Source organism: Dictyobacter vulcani, from assembly GCF_008974265.1.
Classification (GTDB): Bacteria; Chloroflexota; Ktedonobacteria; order Ktedonobacterales; family Ktedonobacteraceae; genus Dictyobacter; species Dictyobacter vulcani.
In genome coordinates this window covers 222,266-247,387 of the sequence record NZ_BKZW01000004.1, presented here as the reverse complement: position 1 = coordinate 247,387, position 25,122 = coordinate 222,266, and the positions used below count along the sequence as shown (strand labels likewise).

Annotated in this window: 10 protein-coding genes; 7 read left to right on the top strand and 3 right to left on the bottom strand. The window is 57.5% G+C overall.

The annotated features are described in order from the left end of the window. Positions 1–253: 253 nt before the first annotated feature. Positions 254–1,474 (bottom strand): IS110 family RNA-guided transposase, encoded by a 1,221-nt coding sequence (locus tag KDW_RS28385; protein WP_151758276.1) that lies wholly within the window; start codon positions 1,472–1,474, stop codon positions 254–256. A gap of 348 nt (positions 1,475–1,822) precedes the next feature. Here KDW_RS28385 and KDW_RS28380 point away from each other — a divergent pair, with 348 nt between their 5' ends. Continuing rightward, complete coding sequence (locus KDW_RS28380) at positions 1,823–2,050, top strand: hypothetical protein (RefSeq protein WP_151759280.1); 228 nt, start codon at positions 1,823–1,825, stop codon at positions 2,048–2,050. Between the two features lie 43 nt (positions 2,051–2,093). Here KDW_RS28380 and KDW_RS28375 read toward each other — a convergent pair whose 3' ends face one another. Together KDW_RS28375 and KDW_RS28370 are read right to left on the bottom strand one after the other, a co-directional pair. Then, a complete protein-coding gene (locus KDW_RS28375; RefSeq protein WP_151759279.1) occupies positions 2,094–3,896 on the bottom strand; it encodes an ABC transporter ATP-binding protein in 1,803 nt (600 codons plus the stop codon). After that, on the bottom strand, positions 3,893–5,644 hold the full coding sequence (locus KDW_RS28370) for an ABC transporter ATP-binding protein (protein WP_162005696.1): 1,752 nt from the start codon (positions 5,642–5,644) through the stop codon (positions 3,893–3,895). Before KDW_RS28370 ends, KDW_RS28375 begins: the two co-directional genes overlap by 4 nt. A gap of 916 nt (positions 5,645–6,560) precedes the next feature. Between KDW_RS28370 and KDW_RS28360 the strand changes: the two genes are divergently transcribed. From KDW_RS28360 to KDW_RS28335, 6 genes are read left to right on the top strand one after another with little or no spacing between them, the layout of a single operon-like run. Continuing rightward, complete coding sequence (locus KDW_RS28360) at positions 6,561–7,574, top strand: beta-ketoacyl [acyl carrier protein] synthase domain-containing protein (RefSeq protein WP_151759276.1); 1,014 nt, start codon at positions 6,561–6,563, stop codon at positions 7,572–7,574. Further along, positions 7,529–9,292, top strand: coding sequence for a ketoacyl-synthetase C-terminal extension domain-containing protein (locus KDW_RS35435; RefSeq protein ID WP_151759275.1), 1,764 nt, complete (start codon positions 7,529–7,531; stop codon positions 9,290–9,292). The genes KDW_RS28360 and KDW_RS35435 overlap by 46 nt, the downstream gene beginning before the upstream one ends. Next, the gene (locus KDW_RS28350; protein ID WP_269822550.1) at positions 9,289–12,591 is read left to right on the top strand and encodes a non-ribosomal peptide synthetase; all 3,303 of its coding nucleotides are present in this window, start codon (positions 9,289–9,291) and stop codon (positions 12,589–12,591) included. Before KDW_RS35435 ends, KDW_RS28350 begins: the two co-directional genes overlap by 4 nt. Further along, positions 12,546–21,971, top strand: a complete 9,426-nt coding sequence (locus tag KDW_RS28345) for a non-ribosomal peptide synthetase (protein ID WP_307767769.1) — start codon at positions 12,546–12,548, stop codon at positions 21,969–21,971. The genes KDW_RS28350 and KDW_RS28345 overlap by 46 nt, the downstream gene beginning before the upstream one ends. A gap of 14 nt (positions 21,972–21,985) precedes the next feature. Next, the gene (locus tag KDW_RS34430; protein WP_151759272.1) at positions 21,986–23,581 is read left to right on the top strand and encodes a condensation domain-containing protein; all 1,596 of its coding nucleotides are present in this window, start codon (positions 21,986–21,988) and stop codon (positions 23,579–23,581) included. Continuing rightward, positions 23,466–25,109, top strand: a complete 1,644-nt coding sequence (locus tag KDW_RS28335) for a condensation domain-containing protein (protein ID WP_233098013.1) — start codon at positions 23,466–23,468, stop codon at positions 25,107–25,109. Before KDW_RS34430 ends, KDW_RS28335 begins: the two co-directional genes overlap by 116 nt. Positions 25,110–25,122 lie beyond the last annotated feature (13 nt).

Sequence of the window (25,122 nt, the reverse complement as noted above, 5' to 3'; positions counted from 1 at the left end):
TGGGTGTGCAACCAGCACACCCAGATGATGAGACAGGGTACGGTCGTTCAATGGGTGAGGCTCGTTTCGCTTTTGACTCGCCGTGGTCTCAAGCCCGCTGCTCTTCCCCCTTGACTCCACGGGCGCCAGAGGCTCTCCCATTGAAGCAAAGAGTTGCTGTATCGGTTCCAATCGCGGATCTCTGGGTGCTCCGCTGTCGCGTGCTGCCGTGATCTGCACGGCATGCCGTGCAGATCACGGCAGCACGCACCGCTCAGGCGGCCGCTGGCGCATGGCGAGCCTGGGCTTGTACAAACGTGTCCTCCTGATAGGTCTCTTTCTTGCGCCGCATCGCCCAGATAATCCGAAGCCATGTATTGGCCAGCCCCCGAAAAATGGTCGCACTCTTTTTGCCTTGCTTCTTTTTCTGGTCATGATACGCTCGCGCCCAACTGATGTTCTTGCAACTCTCTGCCGCCAACAGATACACTGTAGCGCGAAGCGTTTTGCTACACGCTTGGCGTTGCACTACATAGCGACTGTTGCCGCTTTGTTTGGTGACTGGAGCGGTGCCTGCGAGTTGTTGCGCGACGGCGACAGTGGCTTCATGAGGGTCAATGACCGCCAACTCCGCCAGCAACCGCGGGCCCAATCGCTTGCCAGAATTGGGGAGGCTCGCGAAGACCTCATATTCATCTTGCTGCTGATAGAGCTCCTCAATGGCCAGATCATAGTCATGGATCTGCGCCATGAGGGTGTGCAGTTGGGCGACCAGCGTTTGCGCCAGTCGGGATTTGGCATGCACCACCGCCGCGCTCGCCTCCAGGTGCGGTTGTTGAAGCAGTGGCCAGACCCGTTGCGCACACGGTAGGGGATGAGGATGGCGTGCCTGTTTGAAGATCTGGGTCAGCTCCTCTACGCTTGCCTGACGTGCCTGCTCAGGAGTCGGATAGGCGACGATGAAAGCGAGCAAACTTTTCTGCAACGTGGTCCCCTTGTCAAAGGCGTCGAGGACCACCGGGTAGTACGCTTTCAAGCACGCGCGGAGTTGATTCGCCAGACGCGTCTGCGCTCCAATCAATCCCTGCTGATCACGCACCAACAGTTGCAGTTCCTGCAACCCCTGCTCTGGCAGATGCAGGGGCCTCAAATCACGCCAATCACTGCGGGCGATTTTGGCCAGGGTGTAGGCATCAAGCAGGTCGGATTTGGCGCCGGAGACGGGACGCCAGCGATCAACCGTTTTAGGATTGATAGGATACGGGACAAAATTGGCCTTCAGCAAAGCGGTCACGAGTAAATTGGTCTTGGTTTCCAGCACACAGATCATCTCATCTTGATGATCGGGGCCAGTAAGTGCGCGTAAGCGCGTAATCAAGGAGGCAACTCCTGCGGCAGTATGGTCAATCCGTAGGCGCAGGCACAGCGCTCCTTCATGGTCGAGGACGACCACATCATGATGGGTGTCAGCCCAATCGATACCAGTAAACCACATAGCAATGCTCCTTTGAAATGAAAGGGAACGCTCCAAGGCGGATCGAGCCTTCTACTGGCGCTCGAAGCGCAACGCTCTCGTGTGATTACGACCTTGGAAAGCACCTGGAAATACAGGTCTCGCGTTGGCAGTCTCTTCGCGAAGAAGAGCCGCGGGCCGGCAGGGTATTTTCCAGGTGGAGTCCCGTTGCTTCACTCTATCGCATCATCCTTTCTGCTGTCCAAGTGAAGCATTCAGTACTCATGCCAAAAGTATAACGTAGAAGGCCGGCATGCGGCATGATCGTGGAGCGAGGGCTCAACGAGCAGCGCATGCCTGTGGCGCCTACACCGAGACGGATCCTGTTTCGTGATCCTCTTCGAGAAGGTACGGGGAGGATCCACGCGCTCTCCCACCACGTTGCGGCGCGAGCAGGCGACGGCACCCACGATCCCTGTAGGCGCCACAGCACTGCGCGTCGTGCTTGCACGCTGGCCTGCGCAAACGCAGCAGTGCGGCCTCCGCGTGTGGCGCCCTCTCCACGTACACCTGGCTTGCTGGTCACGTCGAACCATCTCTCAACATATCGCTAAGTGAAAAGTATTAGCCTTGACGGCTGCCGATACAGGTGTTGCTTGTATCAGGCCAACAATTCTTCCATTCCCTCCTCAAAATCCTCGGAGGTTACGGCTTCTTCGGAGCCGGACCAGAGGTTGCGCATTTCAGGGCAGTTCTGTAAGAGTGTGTGCAGGGTTCCCTGAGCTTCGACACGGCCGTTTTTGAGCACGAGAATATGGTCGGCGCGCCTGAAGGCTTCTTTGCGGTGCGAGACGACCAGGCAGGTGTAGCGCCTCTGTTTGCTGAGGCGTTCCCAGAGGAGCTGTTCGGTCTCTACGTCCAAAGCACTGGAAAGATCGTCGAAGACAAGCAGGTCGCTCTGACGGGCAAACATGCGGGCGGCGGCCGTACGTTGCTGCTGACCACCAGAAAGCTTCACGCCACGCAGCCCAATATTGGTGTCCAACCCCTGCTCAAAGGTCTTGATATCGTCCTCCAGGATGGCTTGATAGAGGATATGTTGCAGTTCCTGCGCATCCTCTGGCTGTCCCAGCAGGATATTGTCACGGACGGTTTCACTGAAGAGGCGCGGCACCTGGGCCGTATAGGCGCAGCGTGGCGGGACAAGCCATGCCGCTGGATCCTGGATGGCTTTGTTGTTCCAGTACATTTCGCCGCCTGTCTGAGGCAGGAGTCCCAGCAGGGTACGCAGAAAGGTTGTTTTGCCGGACCCGATACGGCCGGTGATCACGATAAAAGCACCTGGCTCAATCTGGAGATCAATGCCCTCGATGCCGTGGGTGGTGTCAGGATACTGATAGGAGAGATTGTGGATACGCAAGGACTGAAAGCGGTCCTCGGGCCGCTTCACGATCTGGGGTACGGCGGGAATCTCTCCCTTTAAGTGCAGCGGGGCCGCTTCAACCAGGGCGGCTGGTGGCTGCTGGATCAAGGCCAGCATACGCTCAAAGGAGACGCCGGCCTGCTTATAGAAGGCCAGACAGAGACCGATGGCCTGGGGGATCTGCGTGGCGAAAATTAGATAGGACATGAAGAGGGCAAAATCGCCAACGGTAAAGGTTCCGGCCAGCAAGGGCCGGGCAATAAACATCAGGATCAGGCCCATGCTGATATAGATCAAATTACCGGAAATGGCCTCCAGGATCGAGGTGAAGAGGCGCTCGCTAACCGAGACTTGCTGCCTTTTCGCGTTGAGTTCCTGAAAATGGTCCATGACCGTGGATTGGGCATTGGCCACATGGATCGCCTGCACCGAGTGGCAGATCTCACCAATGATGCGGGTCACATTCCCGGTGGCGGTCCGGCTCAGGATGCGATACTGGCGCACCTTGTTCGAGACCAGCACCATCATCCCCGTCACGATCAATGGCGGCAGGAAGGTCAGGAGCGTCACGCTGATATTGATCGAGAACATAATCGAGAGGGCCAGCGAGGTCGAGATAAGCATGGCCGCCGTTTGCAGGACCATGGCCATGAACCGCACGATCTCATCCACATCATCACGGAAACGATTAATCACGCCACTGGCTGCATCCGTGAGTTGCGCGGCCCCCGGCAGGCTCAGGATATGCACAAACAGGTTGCGCCGCAATAGAATGGTAATGGCGAAGCGCAGCGTGGTCTGTGTCAGGATCGCCAGGACCATAAAGATCACGCTACTCAGTCGCGTCACCAGCAAGAGGACAATGATACTCCAGACATTCAGGCCGAGCAGCATATGTCCGGTCAGGCTATCAATAAAGCCTTGAATGAAGAGTCCTTCCCCGAGCATGGTCAGGAGAAAAAAGAGCTGCAACAGTCCGGCCCAGACATAGAGCCAGGGCTGCAACTTCATGAGACGCAGGGCATATTGCCAGGTTTTCATGCCAGTACCTCCTCTTGATGGGTGGCAAACAAGTGGGCGATACGCGAATCACGATCCTGTCGCAAGCTCGCGAGCAAGCCCTGCTCTTCAATCTGCCCATCCTTGAGCAGCAGCACCTGATCGGCACGCTCAAGCGTCGCCAGGCGGTGCGCGATAATAATGCCCGTCCGATTCGTCAGCAGGCGATCAATGGCGCGCTCGATTTTCTGTTCCGTAATCGGATCCAGCCGCGACGAGGCTTCGTCCAGGATCACGATCTGCGGATCTTTTAAGAAGACGCGACACAGTGCCAGCAACTGCGCTTCCCCGGCGGACAGGCCCTGCGAGCTCTGCAGCGGTGTATCCAGTCCTTGTGGTAAGCTGTGATACCAATCCAGCAGACCAATCTGACCCAAAACCTCAAGGATGGTTTGATCCTCAATGCTGCGATTAAAGAAGGTCAGGTTGTCCCGCACCGAGGCATGGAAGAACTGGATGTCCTGGGTCACCAGTCCGACGCTATCGCGTAGCGTGTGCAGTGGAACCGAGGCGATGGGAGTGGTGCCAAAGCGGATCTGTCCCTGCGTTGGATCATATAAGCGCAAGAGCAGGCGAGCCAGCGTGCTTTTGCCACAGCCAGTACGCCCCATCACCGCCAGTATCTTGCCAGCTGGTACCTGCAACGACAGCCCTTGCAGTGCCTTACGTTCAGGCGTATAGCTGAACGACACATCCTCAAATGTGATCGGCAGTGGTCCGGCCGCGAACGAGCCCGAGGAACTTTCCGGCAACAGACTGCTCGTCTCCAATAAGTCACGCACCCGCGACAGGCCAGCATTCGCCATCTGCAACTCATCCAGCTGCGAAGTAATCTGCTGCACCGGTCGTTCTAACAAAAGCATATACTGATAGAGCAGATAGACACCACCAAGAGTAATGACCCGCTGCTGATAAAGATACGCGCCCAGCGCAAAGGTCAGCACATAGCCCATGGTAAAACAGATCACGGTCGTAGCACCAAGCGTCGAGCCCAGCAAGCCAGCTTTTTTCTCCAGCTTATAGCTCTTCTGTAACGCCTGATAAAAACGATGCATCACATAGCCGGTCGCCGAGGAAGAAAGGATATCTTCCCGACCATTCAAGCGCTCCTCCAAAAAGCCAAAGAAGGTCGCACTGGCCTGCCGCGCCACCTTCCAATGCGGGATCGCGATATTGCGCACCTTACCCAGCGCAAAGAGCGTCACCAGCGAAAAGAGCGTAAAGACGACACCAAGGCGCCAATCGGTCAGCGCCAGCAACACCAGGGTACAGACCAGCAGGATAGCGTTGCTGATCACGCGTAAGATCAGTTGCGAAAAGAAATTCGCCAGCGTACTCACATCGCCATCAATGCGCTCAATCAGCTCGCCCGGCGTATGTGCATTATGGAACGACATATCCAGATCCAGACAATGTTGCAGCAGATCCGCCCGCAAGCGATTTGTCGCACTCCAGCTTAACCGCTCACTTAAATACGTACTCCACACATTCACCCCCATCGCCACCACCACACTAACCAGATACAAACCGGCCATCACCAGCAAGATCGTCAACATACTTTTCTGCTGAGCGGCATCAATATAAAAGCGCAAGACCTGGGCCGGTGCCAGCGCCACCACACTACTCAGAAGTAGCAACACAGCCAGCAATAATAATTGAGCGCTCTGTGGGCGCAGATAACGCTGAAAGATTCTGCGATAAAAGCCCTTTGCAATTTGTTGCTTAGCCAACCTTCCAGACTCCTTTCCTATTCCTCGTACCGGTGTAGCGGCAGGCCTCGCGCCTGCGATCTGTTCATCGTACGCACAAGCCCCTCCCGTATCGGAGGCGCTTGCCGCTGCCCTTACTCCACGTATGAGTAAACCACCTGTGAGTAAACCACCTGTGAGTAAACCATCTGTGAGTAAACCATCTGTGAGTAAACCATCTGTCTGCTCGTACGTGGGAAGGTCGCGGCCATGAAGGCTAATACATTTCACGTAAGTGCTTTTGTAACAATAAAAACATTGTGTACAAAAGCAGCGGATCGTACGTCGAGTGGGCGCCACACGCGGAGGCCGGCATGCGGCGTGATCGTGGAGCGAGGTGCTCAACGAGCATCGCATGCCTGTGGCGCCTACACCGAGACGGATCGTGTTTCGTGATCCTCTCCGAGAAGGTACGGGGATAATCCACGCGCTCTCCCGCCACGTGGCTGCGCGAGCAGGCCACGCCACACACGATCCATGTCGGCGCCACAATCCTCCACATACGATCAGGCCACGCCACACGCGATCCGTCTCCGTGTAGGCGCCACAGCACTGCTGGTCGTTCTTGCACGTTGCCCTGCGGAAACGCAGCAGTGCGGCCTCCGCGTGTGGCGCTCACTCGACGTACGATCAGGCACACGAAACACGATGGCGTGTTTGAGGCACATGGCTTGCGTGAACCGGTCGCAGCGACGAGCGCTGCCGCTACTCGATAGTAAGCTTTGTTCCGTTAGATGCGCTGTTAATTCTAGTGTTAACTCTGATATGGTCCAAAACGGGCAGCAACTTAACGCTCAAAATAACGTTCGCACTAACGGGGTGGGCAGTATTCTTACTGCATAAAGAAGATTTGAAAGTTGCCTGCTTCTGCATAAGAGGTAGGGGAGTGATACGTTTTATGAGTACAAAGCCTGGCCCAAATAAAGAACCGATTGCAGTCATCGGTATGGGGCTGCGTTTCCCAGGTGCGAACAATCCACAAGAATTTTGGCATTTGTTACGCCAGGGGCGGGATATGGTACGTGAAGTGCCTGCTGACCGCTGGGATCTCGACCGCCTCTATGATGCAGATGTCAACAAGCCGGGAAAAATCTCGACCCGCTGGGGGAGTTTCCTGGATCAGATTGATCAGTTTGATTGGAAAGCTTTTCGCATCTCACCACGCGAAGCTAAATATCTGGATCCACAGCAGCGCCTGCTGCTGGAAATTGTCTGGGAGGCCCTTGAAGATGCTGGCATGCCTTTTGAGGAGATTGCGGGTAGCAATACCAGCGTGACCATTGGTCAGGTCTGGAATGATTATCTGCGTATGCAGACCAAAAACTGGTCTAAACTGGATAGCTATAGCGGTATCGGCGGTATGCCTTCATTCGCCAGTAACCGCGTCTCGTATGTCTTTGATCTGCAGGGTCCGAGTGTCACCCTGGATGCCGCCTGCACCTCATCCATGGCCAGCATCTATTATGCCTGCCAGAGCCTGTGGTCCGGTGAGGCCTCGCTGGCGATTGCCGGTGGCGTCGAACTGATGATCTCACCTGAGAGCTCGATCATGATGTCTAAAGCCGGCCTGCTCTCACCCACGGGACATAGCCGCACCTTTGATGCCGAGGCCGATGGCTTTGTGCGCGGCGAGGGCGCGGGCGTGGTAATCCTGAAGCCGCTCTCACAGGTCCAGCCGTCCGAGCGCGTCTACGCCCTGCTCACCGGGATCGCCCTCAACCATAATGGCCATAATGAATGGATCATGGCCTCGAATCCTGCGGCCCAGGAAGCGGTGATCAAGCATGCCCATCAGCAGGCGGGCATTGATCCTAATGATATCGACTATATCGAGCTGCATAGCGCCGGCCAGCCAAGGGCGATCCATTGGAGGCACAGGTGCTGGGCAAACTCTGGGGCGAGGGCCGACTAGAGGATCAGCCCTGCCGTGTTGGCTCGCTCAAAACCAACCTGGGCCATCTTGGTGCCGCATCCGGGATCGCTGGACTGATGAAGGTCGCGCTCTCGCTGCACCATCGTGAACTCTTCCCGATGCTTAATCTGAATAAGGTCCATGCAGGCATTGATCTGGCAGCCAGTGGACTAACAGCGCAGACCTCTCTGGAGAAATGGCCGGAGAAAGATGGTGCGCCGCTGGCGGCTATCACGTCGACCGGACTCTCTGGCAGCAATGCGCATGCTGTACTACAAGCAATGCCCGAGCATGATATGCCTTATTTTGACTATAAAAATACGAGCTATCTTCTGCCCATCTCAGCCCATACACCCGAAGCCTTACAACAAGCCACACGCAACTACGCACAGTTTCTGGCCGCACCGGCTCACCCCACTATCCATAATCTCTGCGCCAGCGCGAGCATTACACGTAGTCACCGACTCTATCGAAGTGTCTTCCAGGGACAGACAATCGCGGAACTCTCCAACCAGATAGAGGCTGCGCTGTCCACAGGATCCACTTTTTCGCAAGGGCACATTACTATGCATACGCACACCCCGCTCCGTGTCGCCTTTGCAGCAGACATAGAGACCAGCGAAAACTGGGCAACCTGCTGCAAACATCTCTTAGCCGAACCAGCCTTCTTCGCCCTGATCAGCGAATGCGACCACATCCTGGACGAAGCCCTCAGCTGGTCGCTGATGACGTATCTGGATGATGCCCATCAGGAACAACGTCTATCCGAGCCAGCAATCAAGCAGATCGGTAATCTGGTCCTGGTCCTGGGATTGGCCAGACTCTGGATCCAGTGGGGTATTGTTCCTGAGGCACTGATTACTGAGGACATGGTACTGGCACAGGCCATCAGCAATCTCGCCGCTCAGCTTCCACTCAAGCAGGTCTTTGTACAACTCCTGCAACAACGCGTTCCTGAACTCCAGCTTGAGAGCCTGGACAGTAGCGACATCGCGCCACTGCTGTTACCAATCTTTAGCTGCGATAATGCCGAGGCGCTCCACGCCATGGATTGTACCCTGATCCTTGAGCTCGGTACAACGAACGAACAGACGCCAGAAAAACTACAAGAAATCCCCTGGTTGACGGTCTTGCAGAGTGGTGAGCCGAAGACCTATCGCGCAGAACTGCTGGCAACCCTGGGCTACTGTTATCAGCACGGTGCCGCTGTGGATTGGCGACAGGTCTATAGCGCCCCCTTCCGCATGGTCAATCTGCCAACCTATGCCTGGCAACGCAAACGCACCTGGCTTGACTGGTTGAGCGTCGAAGAGATCAGTACGGCCCCCGAAGAAAAGTATCGAACCGCCGTCGTTGAAACCAGCAGTCCAGTAAGCGCTACAGCTGAGCCCGCCACGCTACGCCAGCAACTCGCCGAACTGGCAGCTGGCGATAGAACAGCCTTCCTCTTATCCCATTTCAGCACCACCATCATGCAGCTGCTGGAGCTTGAGTCCAATCCACAGCTACAACGAGAGGACACCATTTTCGCGCTTGGACTCGATTCGGTCACCATTACCCAGTTGCTCAACCATCTACAGCAGCAGCTGGGGTGCGCGTTACCGTTCACCCTGCTCTTCAATAACCAGACCCTGGGCACGGTCATCGCTGAGCTCCTGTCGATTATTGACCGGCCAGCAACCGAAAAGAGTATGCAGATCGCGCACCAGCCAGCCTGACAGTACAGTCGGAGGCTTCCGCGCTCTCATTCGCGCAGCAGCGCCTGTGGTTCCTGGAGCAGTTGGCGCCAGGATCAAATGTCTACAACGAGCATTGTGCCCTGCGCATTCGTGGACCCCTACAGATTGAGGCCCTGGCCAAAAGTATCAATGAGCTGCGTAGCCGCCATGAGATGCTGAGCGTCCAATTCGGCCAGCGCGGCGACGCTCCCGTTCAGCAGTGGCAGCCAGAGGCTGGCGTCAAGCTGGAACATGTCAGTGTGACCAGTTTACCAGCAAGCGAACGTGAAGCGGCAGCCCTGGGACTGGCCCAACAGATGCTCTGCCAGCCCTTCGACCTGGAACAGGGTCCACTGGCGCGCTTCGGCCTGTTCGAGCTCAACAACACAGACTTTATGCTACTGATCGTTTTCCACCATATCGCGGCCGATGGCTGGTCCCTGGGTGTGCTGTATCAGGAACTTGAAGAGCTGTATGCTGCCTTCGCAGCCGGCAAGGCCAGTCCGCTCGGTGCCTTGCCGATCCGCTATACTGATTTCGTGAGCTGGCAAAGCGCCTGGCTCAAAGATGACGTGCTGGCCACGCAGCAAGCGTACTGGAACCAGCAACTGGCGGGCGCGCCGGCCGCGCTTGAACTACCAACCGACTATCTACGGCCAGCGGTGCTGCGCAATGAGGGCAAGCATCACTTCTTCAGCATCTCACCCGCACTGACCGGGCGCATCCGCGCCTTGAGCAAGCAGTCCGGGGTCACGCCGTTTATGACCCTGTTGATGAACCTGCAGCTCTTGCTGGCACGCTACAGCGGCCAGGACGATATCCTGATCGGGACCTCACTGGCCAATCGCTCCTTGCCCGAACTGGAAAATGTCGTCGGTCTCTTCCTGAACAATGTGGTGCTGCGTGGACGCCTGCAGGGCAATCCTACGGTCACCGAATTGCTCAGCCGCACCCGGCAGACAGTACTGGAGGCCTTTGAGCATAAGGAGATGCCGTTTGAACAATTGCTGCAAAGCCTGCATATTCAGCGCGACCTCAGCCGCTCGCCACTCTTCCAGGTCCTCTTTGTCCTGCAGGATAAAGCCTGGTTTGACCTCAAGTTAGCGGGCCTGGAGGTTGAGGCCTTCGAGCTCGAAAGCAATATCGCCAAATTTGATCTCTATCTCTCACTGGTCGATCGTGAAACCGATCTGTATGGTTCGCTGGAATATAATACGCAGCTGTTCAAGCCTGAGACGATTGAGCGTATGGTCGAGCATTTCATCATGCTGCTAGAGGCGGTCACCGCACAGCCTGAGCAGCCCGTGCATGCCTTATCCATGCTCACCAGACAGGAACAGCAGACCATGCTCAGCGACTGGAACCAGACGCAGCAAGCGTTCGCGCTTGAGCAGACGATCCCGAACCTGATTGCCCGCCAGGCGGCCCGCCATCCGGATGCGCTGGCACTGATCGATCAGAAGAAAGAATTGACCTATACCCAACTGCAGTCGCGGGCACAGTGGCTGGCCGGCCTGCTCCAGGGCAACGACATTGGTCCCGGTCACCTGGTTGGACTCTACCTGCCGCGTTCCGTGGATATGGTGGTCGGGATCCTGGCAACCTGGATGGTTGGCAGTGCTTACATCCCTCTGGATACCTTTATGCCCAGGGAGCGGCTCGCCACGATCCTGGATGAGGCGCAGCCGGCGCTGATCCTCACGACCCGGGAACTACAGGAAAAGCTGCCACCAACCAGCGCCAGCATCCTCTGTCTGGATACCAACTGGCTGGCTCTGGCCCTGGCGCAACCGGCCTTTGAGCCCGTGGAACATGATCCGCAGCAACTCGCCTATGTCATCTACACGTCGGGCTCAACCGGTCGCCCCAAAGGCGTGATGATTCATCAGCAGGGTATGCTCAATCATCTTTATATCAAAGTCCAGGATCTGCAACTCAAACAGAGCGATCGCATCGCCCAGACCGCCTCGCACTGCTTCGATATCTCGATCTGGCAGTTCTTCGCTGGTCTGATCACTGGTAGCCAGGTACATATCCTGTCCGATGAGGTTGCCCATGATCAGACCCGGCTCTTGCAGGCGGTACAGGACAAACAGATCAGTATCCTGGAAATCGTGCCTTCGCTCTTGCGCGCCATGCTGGAAACGAGTAGCGAGGCCGAACTCCAGGCAACCACGCGCAGCCTGCGCTGGATGCTGGTCACCGGAGAAGCACTGCCCACGGAACTCAGTCAGCGCTGGTGGCAGGCCAATCCAGGTGTGCCCTTGCTCAATGCCTATGGTCCTACCGAGTGTTCCGATGATGTGACCCATTTCGCCATCACGTCCCGACCCGAGACCACCCTGACAATTATGCCTATCGGTCAGGCACTGGCAAATACCCGGCTCTATGTGCTGGATGCCTACTTGCAGCCGGTGCCGGTCGGAGTCGCGGGACAGTTGTTCATCGGCGGCACGGGTGTCGGCCACGGCTACCTGGGGAATCCACAGCGTACCGCGCAGACCTTTATCCCGGATCACTTGAGCGGCGAGCCGGGCCAGCGCCTCTATGCTACCGGCGACCTGGTACGCTTCCTGACGGATGGCGTGATCGACTTCATTGGTCGCATCGACCATCAGGTCAAGATCCGTGGTTTCCGGATCGAGCTAGAGGAGATCGAAGCGGTCCTGCAGCAACATCCCGCCATCCGTGAAAATGTCACGCTGGTCTATGAGGATGTGCCGGGCAATCAGCAGATCGTCGCGTATGTGGTCGCTGCTGGCGAGGAGCTGCCGGACAGAGAAGAGCTACAGAACTTCCTGCGCACCAAACTCCCGGCCTATATGGTTCCGACCCTGTTCGTGACCCTGCCGGCGCTGCCCTTGAGCTCCAATGGCAAGATCGATCGCCGCGTCCTACCCGCACCGGTCATCGAGGAGGTCAAGCTTCAGGAAGAACAGTTGCCACATACAGAGATGGAACAGGCGCTGGCCGAGATCTGGCAGAAGCTGCTCGGACGTATCTCGATCGGTCGCCACGAAAACTTCTTTGAGATCGGCGGCCACTCGCTACTGGCCACGCAGTTGATCACGCGCATCCGCCAGCAACTGCAGGTCGAAGTACCGCTGCGCGACATCTTCCAGGCCCCGACGCTGGCCGCGCTGGCAACCCTGGTCGAGGCTTATGAGCAGGTCGAGAAGGGCTATCGCTTACCCGATATCACGCCCGCGACCCGCGATATCCTGTTGCCACTCTCGTATTCACAGCAGCGGCTCTGGTTCCTGGATCAGCTGGCCATGATAGCTCCACCTATAACCTGAGTACCGCGCTACGTCTGCATGGCGCGGTCAATGTCGGTGGACTTGAGCATAGCCTGAAAGAGATCGTGCTGCGCCATGAGTCCCTGCGCACCGTCTTCCGCTCGATTGAGGGCCGACCGATCCAGGTCATCCTGCCGCAGATCGCGCTGCAACTCGAACCGGTTGATCTGACCCATGTCGCGCCCGAGCTCCAGGCCCAGGCCTTTGAGCAATTCGCCCGGGAACATGTCCAGCAGCCCTTCGATCTGGTGCATGGTCCCTTGATCCGCGCCCATCTCGTACAACTGAATACCGATAGCTACATCTTCCTGCTGACAATCCATCACATTATCTCGGATGGCTGGTCGCTGGGTGTGTTTCTGCGCGAACTGGGCACGCTCTACAATGCCTATGTGGCGGACCAGCAGGCGCTCCTGCCAGAACTGCAGATCCAATATGCAGACTTCGCGGTCTGGCAGCGCAAGTGGATGGATAATACGGTGCTGGAATCACAGCTCCAGTACTGGAAGCAGCAGCTGGCGACCGTACCAACGCAGTTGAATCTCCCAACTGATCATCCACGGCCAGCCGAACAGACCTTCAAGGGCTCGCAGCTTGACTTTGTGCTCCCATTAGAACTGCTCCAGCAGCTGCAGGACCTGAGCCAGCGCGAAGGCGTCACGCTCTACATGACCCTGCTGGCAGCCTGGAAAGTCCTGCTGTACAGATATAGCAACCAGGAGCAGATCGCGGTCGGCACCGGGATAGCCAATCGCGACCGGGGCGAGACCGAGAACCTGATCGGTTTCTTTGTCAATACCCTGGTCATGTACTCGGATCTCTCGGGCAATCCCAGCTTCCAGCACTTCTTGCACAATGTACAACGCATCTGTCTGGATGCCTATGCGAACCAGCATGTGCCTTTCGAGCAGGTCGTGGATGCGGTCCAGCCTGAACGCAGCCTGGGTGTCACGCCACTCTTCCAGGTCATGTTTGTGCTGCAGAATGCACCGCTCTCAACCTCGGCCCTGCAGGACATCGAACTTGAACTGCTCCCGGTCAATACTGGTATCTCCAAGTTTGATCTCACGCTCTTCCTGACGGAGACCGCGCACGGCCTGGCTGCTAGCCTGGAATATAACAGCACCATCTTCGAGCAGGCCACGATTGCGCGCATGGCGGAACATTATCAGACCCTGCTGGAAAGTATTGTGCAGGATATCAAGCAGCCCCTGATGGCGCTCTCGCTGCTGACCGCTACAGCTGAGCAGCAGATTGTGGTGGATTGGAACGCGACCCGCAGCGACTATCCACGCGAGGCCAGTGTGCCGACCCTGTTTGCCGAGCAGGTCGCCAGGACACCCGACGCGGTCGCGCTCCGCTATGGGCAGCGTGAGATGAGCTATCAACAGCTCAATGCCCGCGCCAATCAGCTGGCCCACTACCTGCAAGACAGAGGCGTCGGGCGCGAGACTCTGGTGGGATTAAGCATGGAGCGCTCCTTTGAGATGCTGGTCAGTATCCTGGCTATCCTCAAAGCCGGCGGTGCCTATGTGCCGCTGGATCCCAGTTATCCACAGGATCGCCTGGCCTACATGCTTGAAGATACGCGCATCTCTTTGATCCTGACGCAGCGCAAGTTCGGGGAGCAGTTGCCAACCAGTGAGCAGCATACGCTCATTTATGTAGCCGAAGACGCACAGATTGAGCACTACTCGACTGAGAATCCTCAGACCGAGATTGATCCAACCCAGCTCGCCTACATTATGTATACATCCGGTTCAACTGGTCGGCCTAAAGGTGTCAGTGTCATGCATCGAGCGATTGTACGCCTGGTGCGCAACACCAACTTCGCCAGCTTTACAGCTAATGATACCTTCCTGCACCTGGCCCCCAGCTCGTTCGACGCCTCAACCCTGGAACTCTGGGGCAGCCTGCTCAACGGTGGCCGCCTGGTCCTCTTCCCGGTCCAGACACCTTCACTGGATGAGCTGGCGCAGGTCCTGCGCGACGAGCAGATCAGCGTCCTGTGGTTGACGGCTGGCCTCTTCCATCAGATGGTCGAGCATCAGCTGCCCGCGCTGGCTGGCGTCCGCTACCTGCTGGCCGGTGGTGATGTACTCTCGGTGCCCCAGGTACAGAAGGTGCTACAGCAGCCGGGCCACGGTACCCTGATCAACGGCTATGGTCCAACCGAGAACACTACCTTCACCTGCTGCTATCCCATGAACCACATAGAGCAGGTCGGCGCCACGGTGCCAATTGGTTATCCGATCGGCAACACCAAAGTCCATCTGCTGGATACCTTTATGCGGCCAGTGCCGGTGGGCATTCCAGGTGAGCTCTATACCGGTGGCGACGGCCTGGCACGCGGCTACCATCAGCAACCAGAACTGACCGCTGAGCGCTTCGTGCCAGATCCATTCAGTACAGAGCCCGGTGGCCGCCTGTACAAAACCGGCGACCTGGCCGTGTATCGCCAGGATGGCAGCATTGAGTTCGTCGGGCGCAGCGATAATCAGGTCAAGATCCGTGGTTTCCGTATCGAGCTGGGCGAGATCGAGACCGCACTCCTGCAGCATCCTGAGATCACCGATGGCACCGTCATTGTCCAGACCGACGACAACGGCACCAAACGACTCCTGGCCTATGTGGTAGCCCGCAACAGTAGCAAGCGTCCAAGCGGACCAGAGCTGCGCAGCTATCTCAAGTCCTCGCTGCCCGACTATATGGTGCCCGCCAGCATTACCCTGATGGATGAATTGCCCCTGACCAGCAATGGCAAAATTGATCGCCGCGCCCTGCCAGCGCCCGATTATACGCGGCACATTACCGCCAGCGCGAAACCTGTCCAGGAGCCACGCAGCGACATCGAACAGCGCCTGCTCGACATCTGGCGTCAGGTCTTGAACTTCCCGGACATCGGTGTTAACGACAACTTCTTTGGTTCCGGCGGCGACTCGATTCTGAGCATTCAAATCGTGGCTAAAGCCAACCAGGAAGGTCTGGCGCTGCATCCACAGCACTTCTTCCAGTATCCAACCGTCGCAGAGATGGCTGCTGTACTGGTTGAGCAGCAGGCTCCGCAGGACAGCAACCAGGCCGCGGTGATTGAGCAGCAGTTGCTCGACATCTGGCAACAGGTGCTGAACTTCCCGGATATCGGTGTTAATGACAACTTCTTTGGTTGCGGTGGCGACTCGATCCTGAGTATCCAGATCGTGGCTAAAGCCAACCAGCAGGGATTGGCGCTGCATCCGCAGCACTTCTTCCAGCACCAGACTATCGCGGAAATGGCCGCGATGCTGGCCGAGCAGGATACGCAGCAGCTGGCGGTCGCCGCCGAACAGGAGCAGGTTGAGGGTGAGGTGCCGCTGACCGCGATCCAGCACTGGTTCTTTGACCTGGATCTCCCTGAGCGCCAGCACTGGAACCAGGCAACCTTGCTTGAGATGCGCCAGCGCATCCAGCCGGAGATGGTGCAGCAGGCCTTAGAGCATGTGCTACGCCAGCATGATGCTCTGCGTATGCGCTTTGAGCAGCACGAAGGCCGCTGGCAGCAGCACATCAGCAAGCACGAAGGACCACAGACACTACCGTTCAAAGTCGTCAATCTGGCAACATACAGCCATGAGGAGCAAGTTCAGGCGATCTACACGCATACCGACGAGGCCGAGCGCAGCCTGGATCTCCAGCATGGACCACTGCTGCAAGTCGTCTACTTTGATCTGGGACCCGCTGAAACGGTACGCCTGTTCGTCGCCATCCATCACCTGGTCGTCGATGGCGTCTCCTGGCGCGTGCTGCTGGAGGATCTACAGAACCTGTGCATCCAATTGCATAACCAGCAGACACCACAGCTACCGCCCAGAACCGTTTCGTTCCGCCAGTGGTCCCAGCAGGTCATTGACTTTACGGCCAGACCGGCCTTCCAGGAACCGGAACTGGCCTACTGGCGCGAGCAGGGTCAGCGCTTCCAGGTAGAGCTGCCGGTTGATTATGAGCAGGGAGCCAACGTCTTCTCGTCCGAGTCCACGGTCCTGGTGAAGCTGACGAAAAAAGAGACGCACACCCTGTTGCATGAAGTCCAGAACGTCTACCATACGCAGATCAACGATATCCTCCTGACTGCGCTGGCCCTGACCTTAAACCTGTGGAATAACCGCGAGGAGATCACGATCAGCCTGGAGGGCCATGGACGCGACGACATGTTCGGCCTGGATAGCTCACGCACGGTCGGCTGGTTCACCAGCTTCTATCCGGTACACTTCAATCTGAAGGATTGTCAATCGCTCTCCTGCGCCATCAAGTCGATCAAAGAGCAGCTACGCAGCGTCCCCAATCACGGCATTGGCTATAGCATGCTGCGCTACCTGGCCGACGATAGCGTGAAAAATGAGCTGGCCAGCTGGCCCAAACCTGCCCTCAGCTTTAACTACATGGGCCAGTTTGATCAGATCTTCTCAGAGGAACAGCTCTTTATGCCGGCCGCCGAGGACTTTGGTCCAGGCTATAGCGAACAGGGCCAGCGCCCACACCTGCTTGAGGTCGCCAGCCGTATCCACGGTGGACAGCTACAATTTGAATGGAACTATAGTCGCAACTGCCATGATGAAGAGACCATCAAAGAGATCGCGTCCGAGTTCATCTATGCCCTGCAAGAGATCCTGGCTCATTGCCAGGAAGCGGATGCCGGCGGCTTTACGCCCTCGGATTTCCCGATGGCGAGCCTGACCCTGCAGCAACTCGATCAGCAGATCGATATGCACCGCCAGGTCGAAGACATCTATCCGCTGACACCATTGCAGCATGGACTGCTCTTCCACTCGCTGTATGAGCCTGGCACCGGCGACTACGTCATCCAGGTCGGCATGACCTTTGAGCAAGGCTTCAACGAGCCAGCTTTCCGCAAGGCCTGGGATTATGTGATCCAGCGCTACAGCATTCTGCGCACCAGTTTCATCTGGGAAGGTCTGTCTGAGGCGCAGCAGGTGGTCTATAAGGACATCTTCATCCCGACGATTCAACAGGATTGGCGGCACATGAGCGCGGAGCAGCAGCAAGAACAGCTGGCCCTGTACCGTGAGGAAGATCGCTTGCAGGAATTCCAGATCGCGCATGCTCCGCTGATGCGGCTCTTTATTGCCCGCCTCGGTGATGAGAAATATGCGGTCCTCTGGAGTTATCACCACCTGCTGCTGGATGGCTGGAGCCTGCCACTGGTAATGGAATATCTCTTTGAGAGCTATATGGCCCTCTCGCAGCAACGGGAGCCACAGGCAAGGAGTCAGACACCATACCGCGAGTACATTCGCTGGCTACAACTACAGGATAAACCCAGAGCCGAGCAGTTCTGGCGTCAGGTCCTCAATGGCTTTACGACCCCGACCCCTCTGGGATTCGATCTGAAGCCCGCAGAGGAGCAGGAGCCAGGCTATAACGAGCTGAGTGTGTATCTGCCAGCCGAGCAAACACAGGCACTGACCATGCTGGCACGCCAGCAGCAGGTAACCGTCAATACATTGGTACAGGCCGCCTGGTCCCTGTTACTACACCACTATAGCGGTGAAGACGACATCATCTTTGGCGCGGTCACCTCCGGACGGACGGCTACGCTCAAAGAGATCGAGAACATGGTCGGGCTGTTCATCAATACCGTACCGGTACGCGTGCAGATCAAGCCAGACATCAGCGTCAACGACTGGTTCCATCAACTGCACAAACAGCAGACCGAGAGCAACCAGTTTGCCTACAGTCCACTCTCGCAGATCCAGGGCTGGAGCGAGATCGAACGCGGCACACAGCTCTTTGAGAGCCTGCTGGTCTTTGAGAACTATCCACTCGATGAGGCGGCGATCAGTGGTCAGGATGTCAACATTGCGCGTACGATCCAGAGCATCCAGGTCATCGAGCAGACCAGCTATCCGCTGACCCTGGCGATCACGCCGGGCAAGCGCCTGCAAATCAAGGCGCTCTACAACCGGGAACGCATCACGGCATCCGCGTTGAATGATATGCTCAGCCAGTTCCAGCAGATCTTGCGCAGCTTCATCGAACAGCCCGGCGAGATCGTCTCCCAGGTACGGGTCTGGTCGGAGCAAGATTACCAGCGGATCCAGGCCAGCATCAACCGCAGCGTCCAGGCGTTTCCGGCCGCGCAGACCCTGCATGGGATCTTCGAGAGCCAGGTCGCACGTGATCCATTCGCGATCGCGGCGGTGTGTGAGCATGCGACGCTCAACTATGGTGAGCTGAACAAGCGCGCCAACCAGATCGCGCGCTATCTGCGCCAGATCGGCGTCGGACCCGAGGTGCACGTGGGCCTGTGTGTGGAGCGCTCGCTGGAATTGTTGATCGGCGTGCTCGCCATCCTCAAAGCCGGTGGCACCTATGTTCCGCTGGACCCGACCTATCCGCCCGAGCGCCTGGCATATATCCTGGAGGATGCCGAGATCTCAGTCCTGCTGACGCAACAACATCTGAAGGATAATCTGCCCACGATCAGCGAGTATGTGATCGGCCTGGATGCCATCGAGCCACTGCTCTCGCTGGAGCCCGGCGAGAACCTCGTCAACCTGGTACAGCCCGAAAATGGTGCCTATATTATTTATACCTCCGGCTCGACCGGAAAACCGAAAGGGGTCGTGGTCAGCCACGCCAATGTGGTCCGCCTGTTCAGTGCTACCGAGCAGGAATACCACTTCGACCAGCACGACGTGTGGACGCTGTTCCACTCCTATGCCTTCGACTTCTCGGTCTGGGAGATCTGGGGACCATTGCTGTATGGTGGCAAGCTGGTGGTGATTCCTTTCTGGATCAGTCGCTCGCCAGAGCTGTTCTATCAGTTACTGCACACCCATAAGGTCACGGTGTTGAATCAAACACCATCAGCCTTTAACCAGCTGATCCAGATCGAGCATACTGTCGAAAACCGCAGGCCACTGGCTTTGCGCCTGGTGATCTTTGGTGGTGAGGCCCTGGAGCTCCAGAGTCTCCGGCCCTGGTTTGATGTCCACGGCGATCAGCAACCACAGCTGATCAATATGTATGGCATCACCGAGACCACGGTCCACGTCACCTATCGCCGTATCCAGGCCAACGACCTGCTTGAGGGCACCGGCAGCCTGATCGGGGTTCCGATCAGCGACCTGCACGTGCTGATCATGGATCAGTATGGGCGGCCGCTACCAACCGGGGTGGCCGGTGAGATGTATGTGGGTGGCGCTGGCCTGGCGCGAGGCTACCTGAATCGACCCGAGTTGACGGCCCAGCGCTTTGTGCCCCATCCATTCAGCGCCGAACCCGGCGCACGGCTCTATCGCTCCGGCGACCTGGCCCGCCGCCTGCCGAACGGGGATCTCGAATACCTTGGCCGTATCGATCACCAGGTCAAGATTCGCGGCTTCCGCATCGAGCTCGGCGAGATCGAGGCCGCCATCGGTAGCCATAGCGCGGTCCATGAAAATGTCGTCCTGGCTCGCGAGAGTCGCGCCGGCAGCAAGCAACTGGTCGGCTACGTTGTCCTGCGTCCGACAAGCAGCCTGACACAGGAGGAACTCCAGACCTATCTGCAGGAGAAGTTGCCGCACTATATGGTGCCAACCACGGTCGTGTTCCTGCCGGAACTGCCGCTAAACCATAACGGTAAAGTCAATCGCCGCGCCCTACCGGAACCGGAAAGCCTCTATCAGGACGATGCGAAGCGCTATGTAGCACCGCAAAATGAGGTACAGGAAACCCTGGCAAAGATCTGGGCCGACGTGCTACGCGTCGAGCGCGTGGGGATCCAGGATAACTTCTTTGCCCTGGGTGGAGATTCAATCCTGAGTATCCAGATCATCGGTCGCGCCAGCCAGCTTGGCCTGCGCCTGACGCCCAAACTGATCTTTCAGTACCAGACCATCGAGCAGTTATGCGCGGTCGTCGAATATGCACCGACGATCCAGGCCCAGCAGAGCGCCGTCACTGGCGAGGTGGCCTTAACACCAATCCAGCACTGGTTCTTTGAGCAGCAGCAACCGCAGCCGCAGCACTGGAATCAATCCATGCTCGTCTCAGTCCTGCAGCCGATCAATGCCAGCTATCTATGCGCAGCCCTGGAGAGTCTGCTGGAGCATCACGACGCGCTCCGCCTGCGCTTCACGCAAGCCAAGGGTGGATGGAGACAGGAGAATGAGGATAGTGGCGAAGCCGTGGCTTTCCACCATATCAACCTGACCCAAACATCCACGGAGAACCAGCGGCGCAAGATGCTGGAATGCGAGGCCGAGCTCCAGGGTAGCCTGAATCTCGCGCAGGGACCACTCATGCAGGTCGCCTACTTCCAGCTAAACAATCCAGCCATGCCGGACCAGCTACTGCTCGTGATCCATCACCTGGTGGTCGATGGCTTCTCATGGAGGGTCCTGCTGGAGGATCTGCAGACCGCTTATCAGCACTATAGTCAGGGACAGCCACTGGATCTACCAAAGAAGACCACCTCGTTCCAAGCCTGGGCCAGCCACCTGGTCGACTATGCCCGGTCCGAACAGGCCCGCCAGGAGGCGGCATACTGGACCCAGGAGATCCAGACCAGCCAGCCGGGCATTCCAATCGATTATCCAGAGCAGCGCCAGCAGAACAGCATCGGGTCCGCCGAGCATATCGAGCTCACCTTGCCCGAAGCCGAGACCCAGGTTCTGCTAGAGGTGTTGCCAGAGCTCTATAACACGCAGATGAACGATGTGCTCCTGACCGCGCTGGCCCAGGTCCTGACCCGCTGGAGCCAGACCGACGCGGTCCTGATTGAGCTTGAGGGCCATGGCCGTGAAGACCTCTTCGCGGACGTTGACCTCTCACGCACCATCGGCTGGTTCACCTCCATCTTCCCGGTCCAGTTGCGGAGCGCGGCTGGTATGAGCCTGCTGGAACAGCTCAAGCACAATAAAGAGCACCTGCGCAGCATTCCCAATCATGGTGTTGGCTACGGTATCCTACGCTACCTCAGCCAGGACCAGGAGTTGGTGCAGGCCTTACAACCTGCCGAACAGCCACAGGTGGTCTTCAACTACCTGGGCCAGTTTGAAACGCCGGTCGCGGCCGAGGGTGCGCTCTTCGCGGACCTCAAGCCGTCGCCTGGACCAACCCAGCATGAGTCTGGCTCGCGCAACCATCTGCTCGCCATCAATAGTCTCGTCCAGGCCAGGCAGCTCGTCATATCCTGGGAATTCAATCCCGCTATCCATAAGCGTACGACCATTCAGTCCCTGGCAAGCGAGTATATCCAGGCCCTGCAGGACCTGGCTGCGCTTGCCCACGCGCCCCAAACGGATCTGATCTACACACCATCCGATTTTCCGGATCTGGCAGTCGATCAGGACGAGTTAGATTTTCTACTCTCTGAGATCGATCTGGGTGAATAGGAGAATACAACAGTATGAACAAGAAGCTTGTTGAGTCTATGTATATGCTCTCACCAGCACAGCAGGGGATGTTTTATGAAACAGCCCAGAATGCTGGTTCGGGCCTGCATATCGAACAGTTTGTCTGCACCCTGGAGGGAGATCTCAAGCCAGAGCTCTTCGTCCAGGCCTGGCAACTCGTGACCCGGCACTACGCTATCCTGCGCACGGCCTTTGTCTGGGGTTCCCAGAACGAGCCGGTCCAGGTCGTGATGCGCCAGGTCGAGGTGCCACTGCAGTATGAGGATTGGCGCGCCAGTTCACCAGAGGAACAGGCCAGCAAGCTGGAAACCTTCCTCCAGCAGGATCGGGCCAACGGCTTTAAGCTGGCCCGGCCACCCTTGATGCGCCTGGCCCTCTTCCAGACTGGTCCCAGCACCCATGAGTTCGTCTGGACCCATCACCATATCCTGATGGACGGTTGGTGCTGCTCGCTGGTCCAGAAGGATTTCTTGCTCTGCTATGAGGCCCTGAGCACAGGACAGAGCTACCAGCCGGTGGCGCACCGTCCGTATCGGGACTACATTACCTGGCTCAAGCAGCAGGATGAGAGCAAGGCCGAGCAGTTCTGGCGCAAAAGCTTGCAGGGGATCCATCAGCCAACCCCGCTGGGCACGGTCGCGCAGGATCATAGCGCGGAAGTGGCCATAGAGGGCTTTGGCACCACGGCAACCATGCTGAGCGCGGAAGTCAGCGAGCACCTGCAAAACCTGGTCCGTCAGCAGCGCCTGACGCTCAATACACTGTTCCAGGGCGTCTGGGCACTGGTGTTGAGCCGCTATAGCCAGCAGTCCGATGTCCTCTTCGGCATCACCGTCTCCGGACGCCCGCCGGAACTGATCGGGATCGAGCAGATGGTCGGACTCTGTATCAACACCTTGCCAGTACGGGTCGCCCTGGAGGCCGAGCAGCCACTCTGGTCCTGGCTCCAACAGCTACAGGCCTACAACCTTGAGCTACGCCAGTTTGAATATATCTCTGGCGGCAAAGTCCATCAATGGAGCGAGATCCAGGGCGGCATGCCACTCTATGAGAGCCTGCTGGTCGTGGAGAACTATCCGGTCGATAACTCGATTCTACAAAAAGATGAGCAGCTACTGGCCGTCAACAATATCCGCTCGATTGGTGCTCAGACCAGGTTTCCGCTGACCCTGCTGGTCATACCTGGCAAAGAGGTCGAGCTTCGCTGCGTCTTTGAGAAGCAGCGCCTCGATGAGCTGACGGTGCGCACGATCCAGAGCCACTTCGCCCAGATCCTGAACGCCATTGCTCAGGACAGCCAGAGAAGTATCACAGCACTGCAGCAGCGGATTCCAGTCCAGGAGATCCCGCAGATCCGGCCGGCGCTCGCGCAGCAGCAGCAGCGTGAGGCAGAGGTGCTGGCCACGGAGGAGCGCGCACCACTTGAAGCCCGCTTGCTCGCCATCTGGCAGGAGGTGCTTGGGAAAAAGCGACCTGAGCATCCAGGACAATTTCTTCAAGCTGGGGGGACACTCACTGCTGGCAACGCAGGTCGTGGCCCGTATTCGCCAGGTTGTCCAGATCGAGGTGCCACTGCGTGCCCTGTTTGAAGCCCCGACCATCAGCGCGTTAGCCCAATACATCGGCAAGCTTCAGCAGAATACAAACTGCCAGCCAGAAGAGCTAAAGCCGGCCTTACGGACCATAGCCCATACCGGACCAATGCAACTCTCGTTTGCCCAGCAGCGCCTCTGGTTTGCCCAGGTCCTGGCTCCGGAGAGCTCGTCGTATAACAGTCCGGTCTTTGCCCGTATGCACGGCAAGCTGGATCGAGCGATCCTGCAGCGCGCACTCGACGAAATCGTCCGTCGTCACGAGGTCCTGCGCACCATCTATCGCGAAGTCGATGGACAACCCATCCAGCTGGTCATGCCGGCCGAGCCACAGGCGCTGCCCTACATTGACCTGCGCACATTCCCGCAAGATCAGCGCGAACAAAAGGCACTGGAATTCGCCACCCAGGAAGGACAACATCTCTTCAACCTGGAACAGAGTCCATTGATCCGTACCGTACTACTACAGCTAGAGGAGGATGAGTATGTACTGTTAACCAATGTGCACCATATCGCCTTCGATGCCTGGTCGGCCGGCATCTTCTTACGCGAACTGCTGACGCTCTATGAAGCGTATAGCAATGAGAAACCCTCGCCATTAGCGGAACTACCGGCCCAGTATGCTGACTTCGCGCTCTGGCAGCGCTCATGGCTACAGGGCAAGGAGCAGGAACGCCTGGTCAAGTACTGGCAGGAACAGCTCCGTGGTGCAAAGGCCCTGGAGCTGGTCACCGATCGGCCACGGCCCGCCATTGCCGACTTTGTCGGGGCCGCGCAGCCCTTCGCTTTTCCGGACGAGCTCAGCCAGCAGTTGCAGGCCCTGAGTCAGCAAGAGGGCGTGACCCTGTTTATGACCCTGCTTGCGGCCTTCAATATCCTGCTCTATCGCATGACCAACCAGGAAGATATCGTGCTGGGTACAGATATCGCCAACCGCACGCTCAGCGAAACCGAGCTGATGATCGGCTTCTTCGTCAACCTGCTGGCCATGCGCACCAACCTTGGCGGCAAACCCGGCTTCCAGGAAGTCCTCAAACGGGTACGACAGATGGTACTGGATGCCTATGCACACCAGGACCTGCCCTTCGAGAAACTGGTTGATGCGCTGCACCTGGAGCGTAACCAGAACTACACACCGCTGATCCGTGGACTCTTTGTGATGCAGAACATCCCGCTCGTCTATGATCAGGCCACCGGCATCACGCTGAGTCCCTTCCAGGGCAACCTGGTCACAGCCAAATTCGACTTCGTGATCTTCCTGTTTGAAACCGAGCAAGGCTTGCAGGGATCGGTCAACTACAGTACCGCGCTCTTCAATCCCGAAACGATCACCAACCTGATGCAGCGCTTTGAAGTCCTGCTCCACAGCATCGTCGCCAACCCACAGGCCCAGATCGAGGCCCTCGAATACCAGACCGAGCAGGAAAAGGCCAGCAAATTAAACCAGAAACAATCCCAGAATAAATCCTTACGCAGCAAATTAAAAATCGCCCGCCGCGAAGAAATTTCCGTGCCCACCAATTAAATTGGTCCGTGGC

Excerpts from the sequence above, each read along its gene's own strand:
- KDW_RS28360 (WP_151759276.1), top strand. The coding sequence starts at position 6,561 with ATGAGTACAAAGCCTGGCCCAAATAAAGAACCGATTGCAGTCATCGGT.
- KDW_RS28375 (WP_151759279.1), bottom strand. The coding sequence starts at position 3,896 with ATGAAAACCTGGCAATATGCCCTGCGTCTCATGAAGTTGCAGCCCTGG.
- KDW_RS28385 (WP_151758276.1), bottom strand. The coding sequence starts at position 1,474 with ATGTGGTTTACTGGTATCGATTGGGCTGACACCCATCATGATGTGGTC.
- KDW_RS34430 (WP_151759272.1), top strand. The coding sequence starts at position 21,986 with ATGAACAAGAAGCTTGTTGAGTCTATGTATATGCTCTCACCAGCACAG.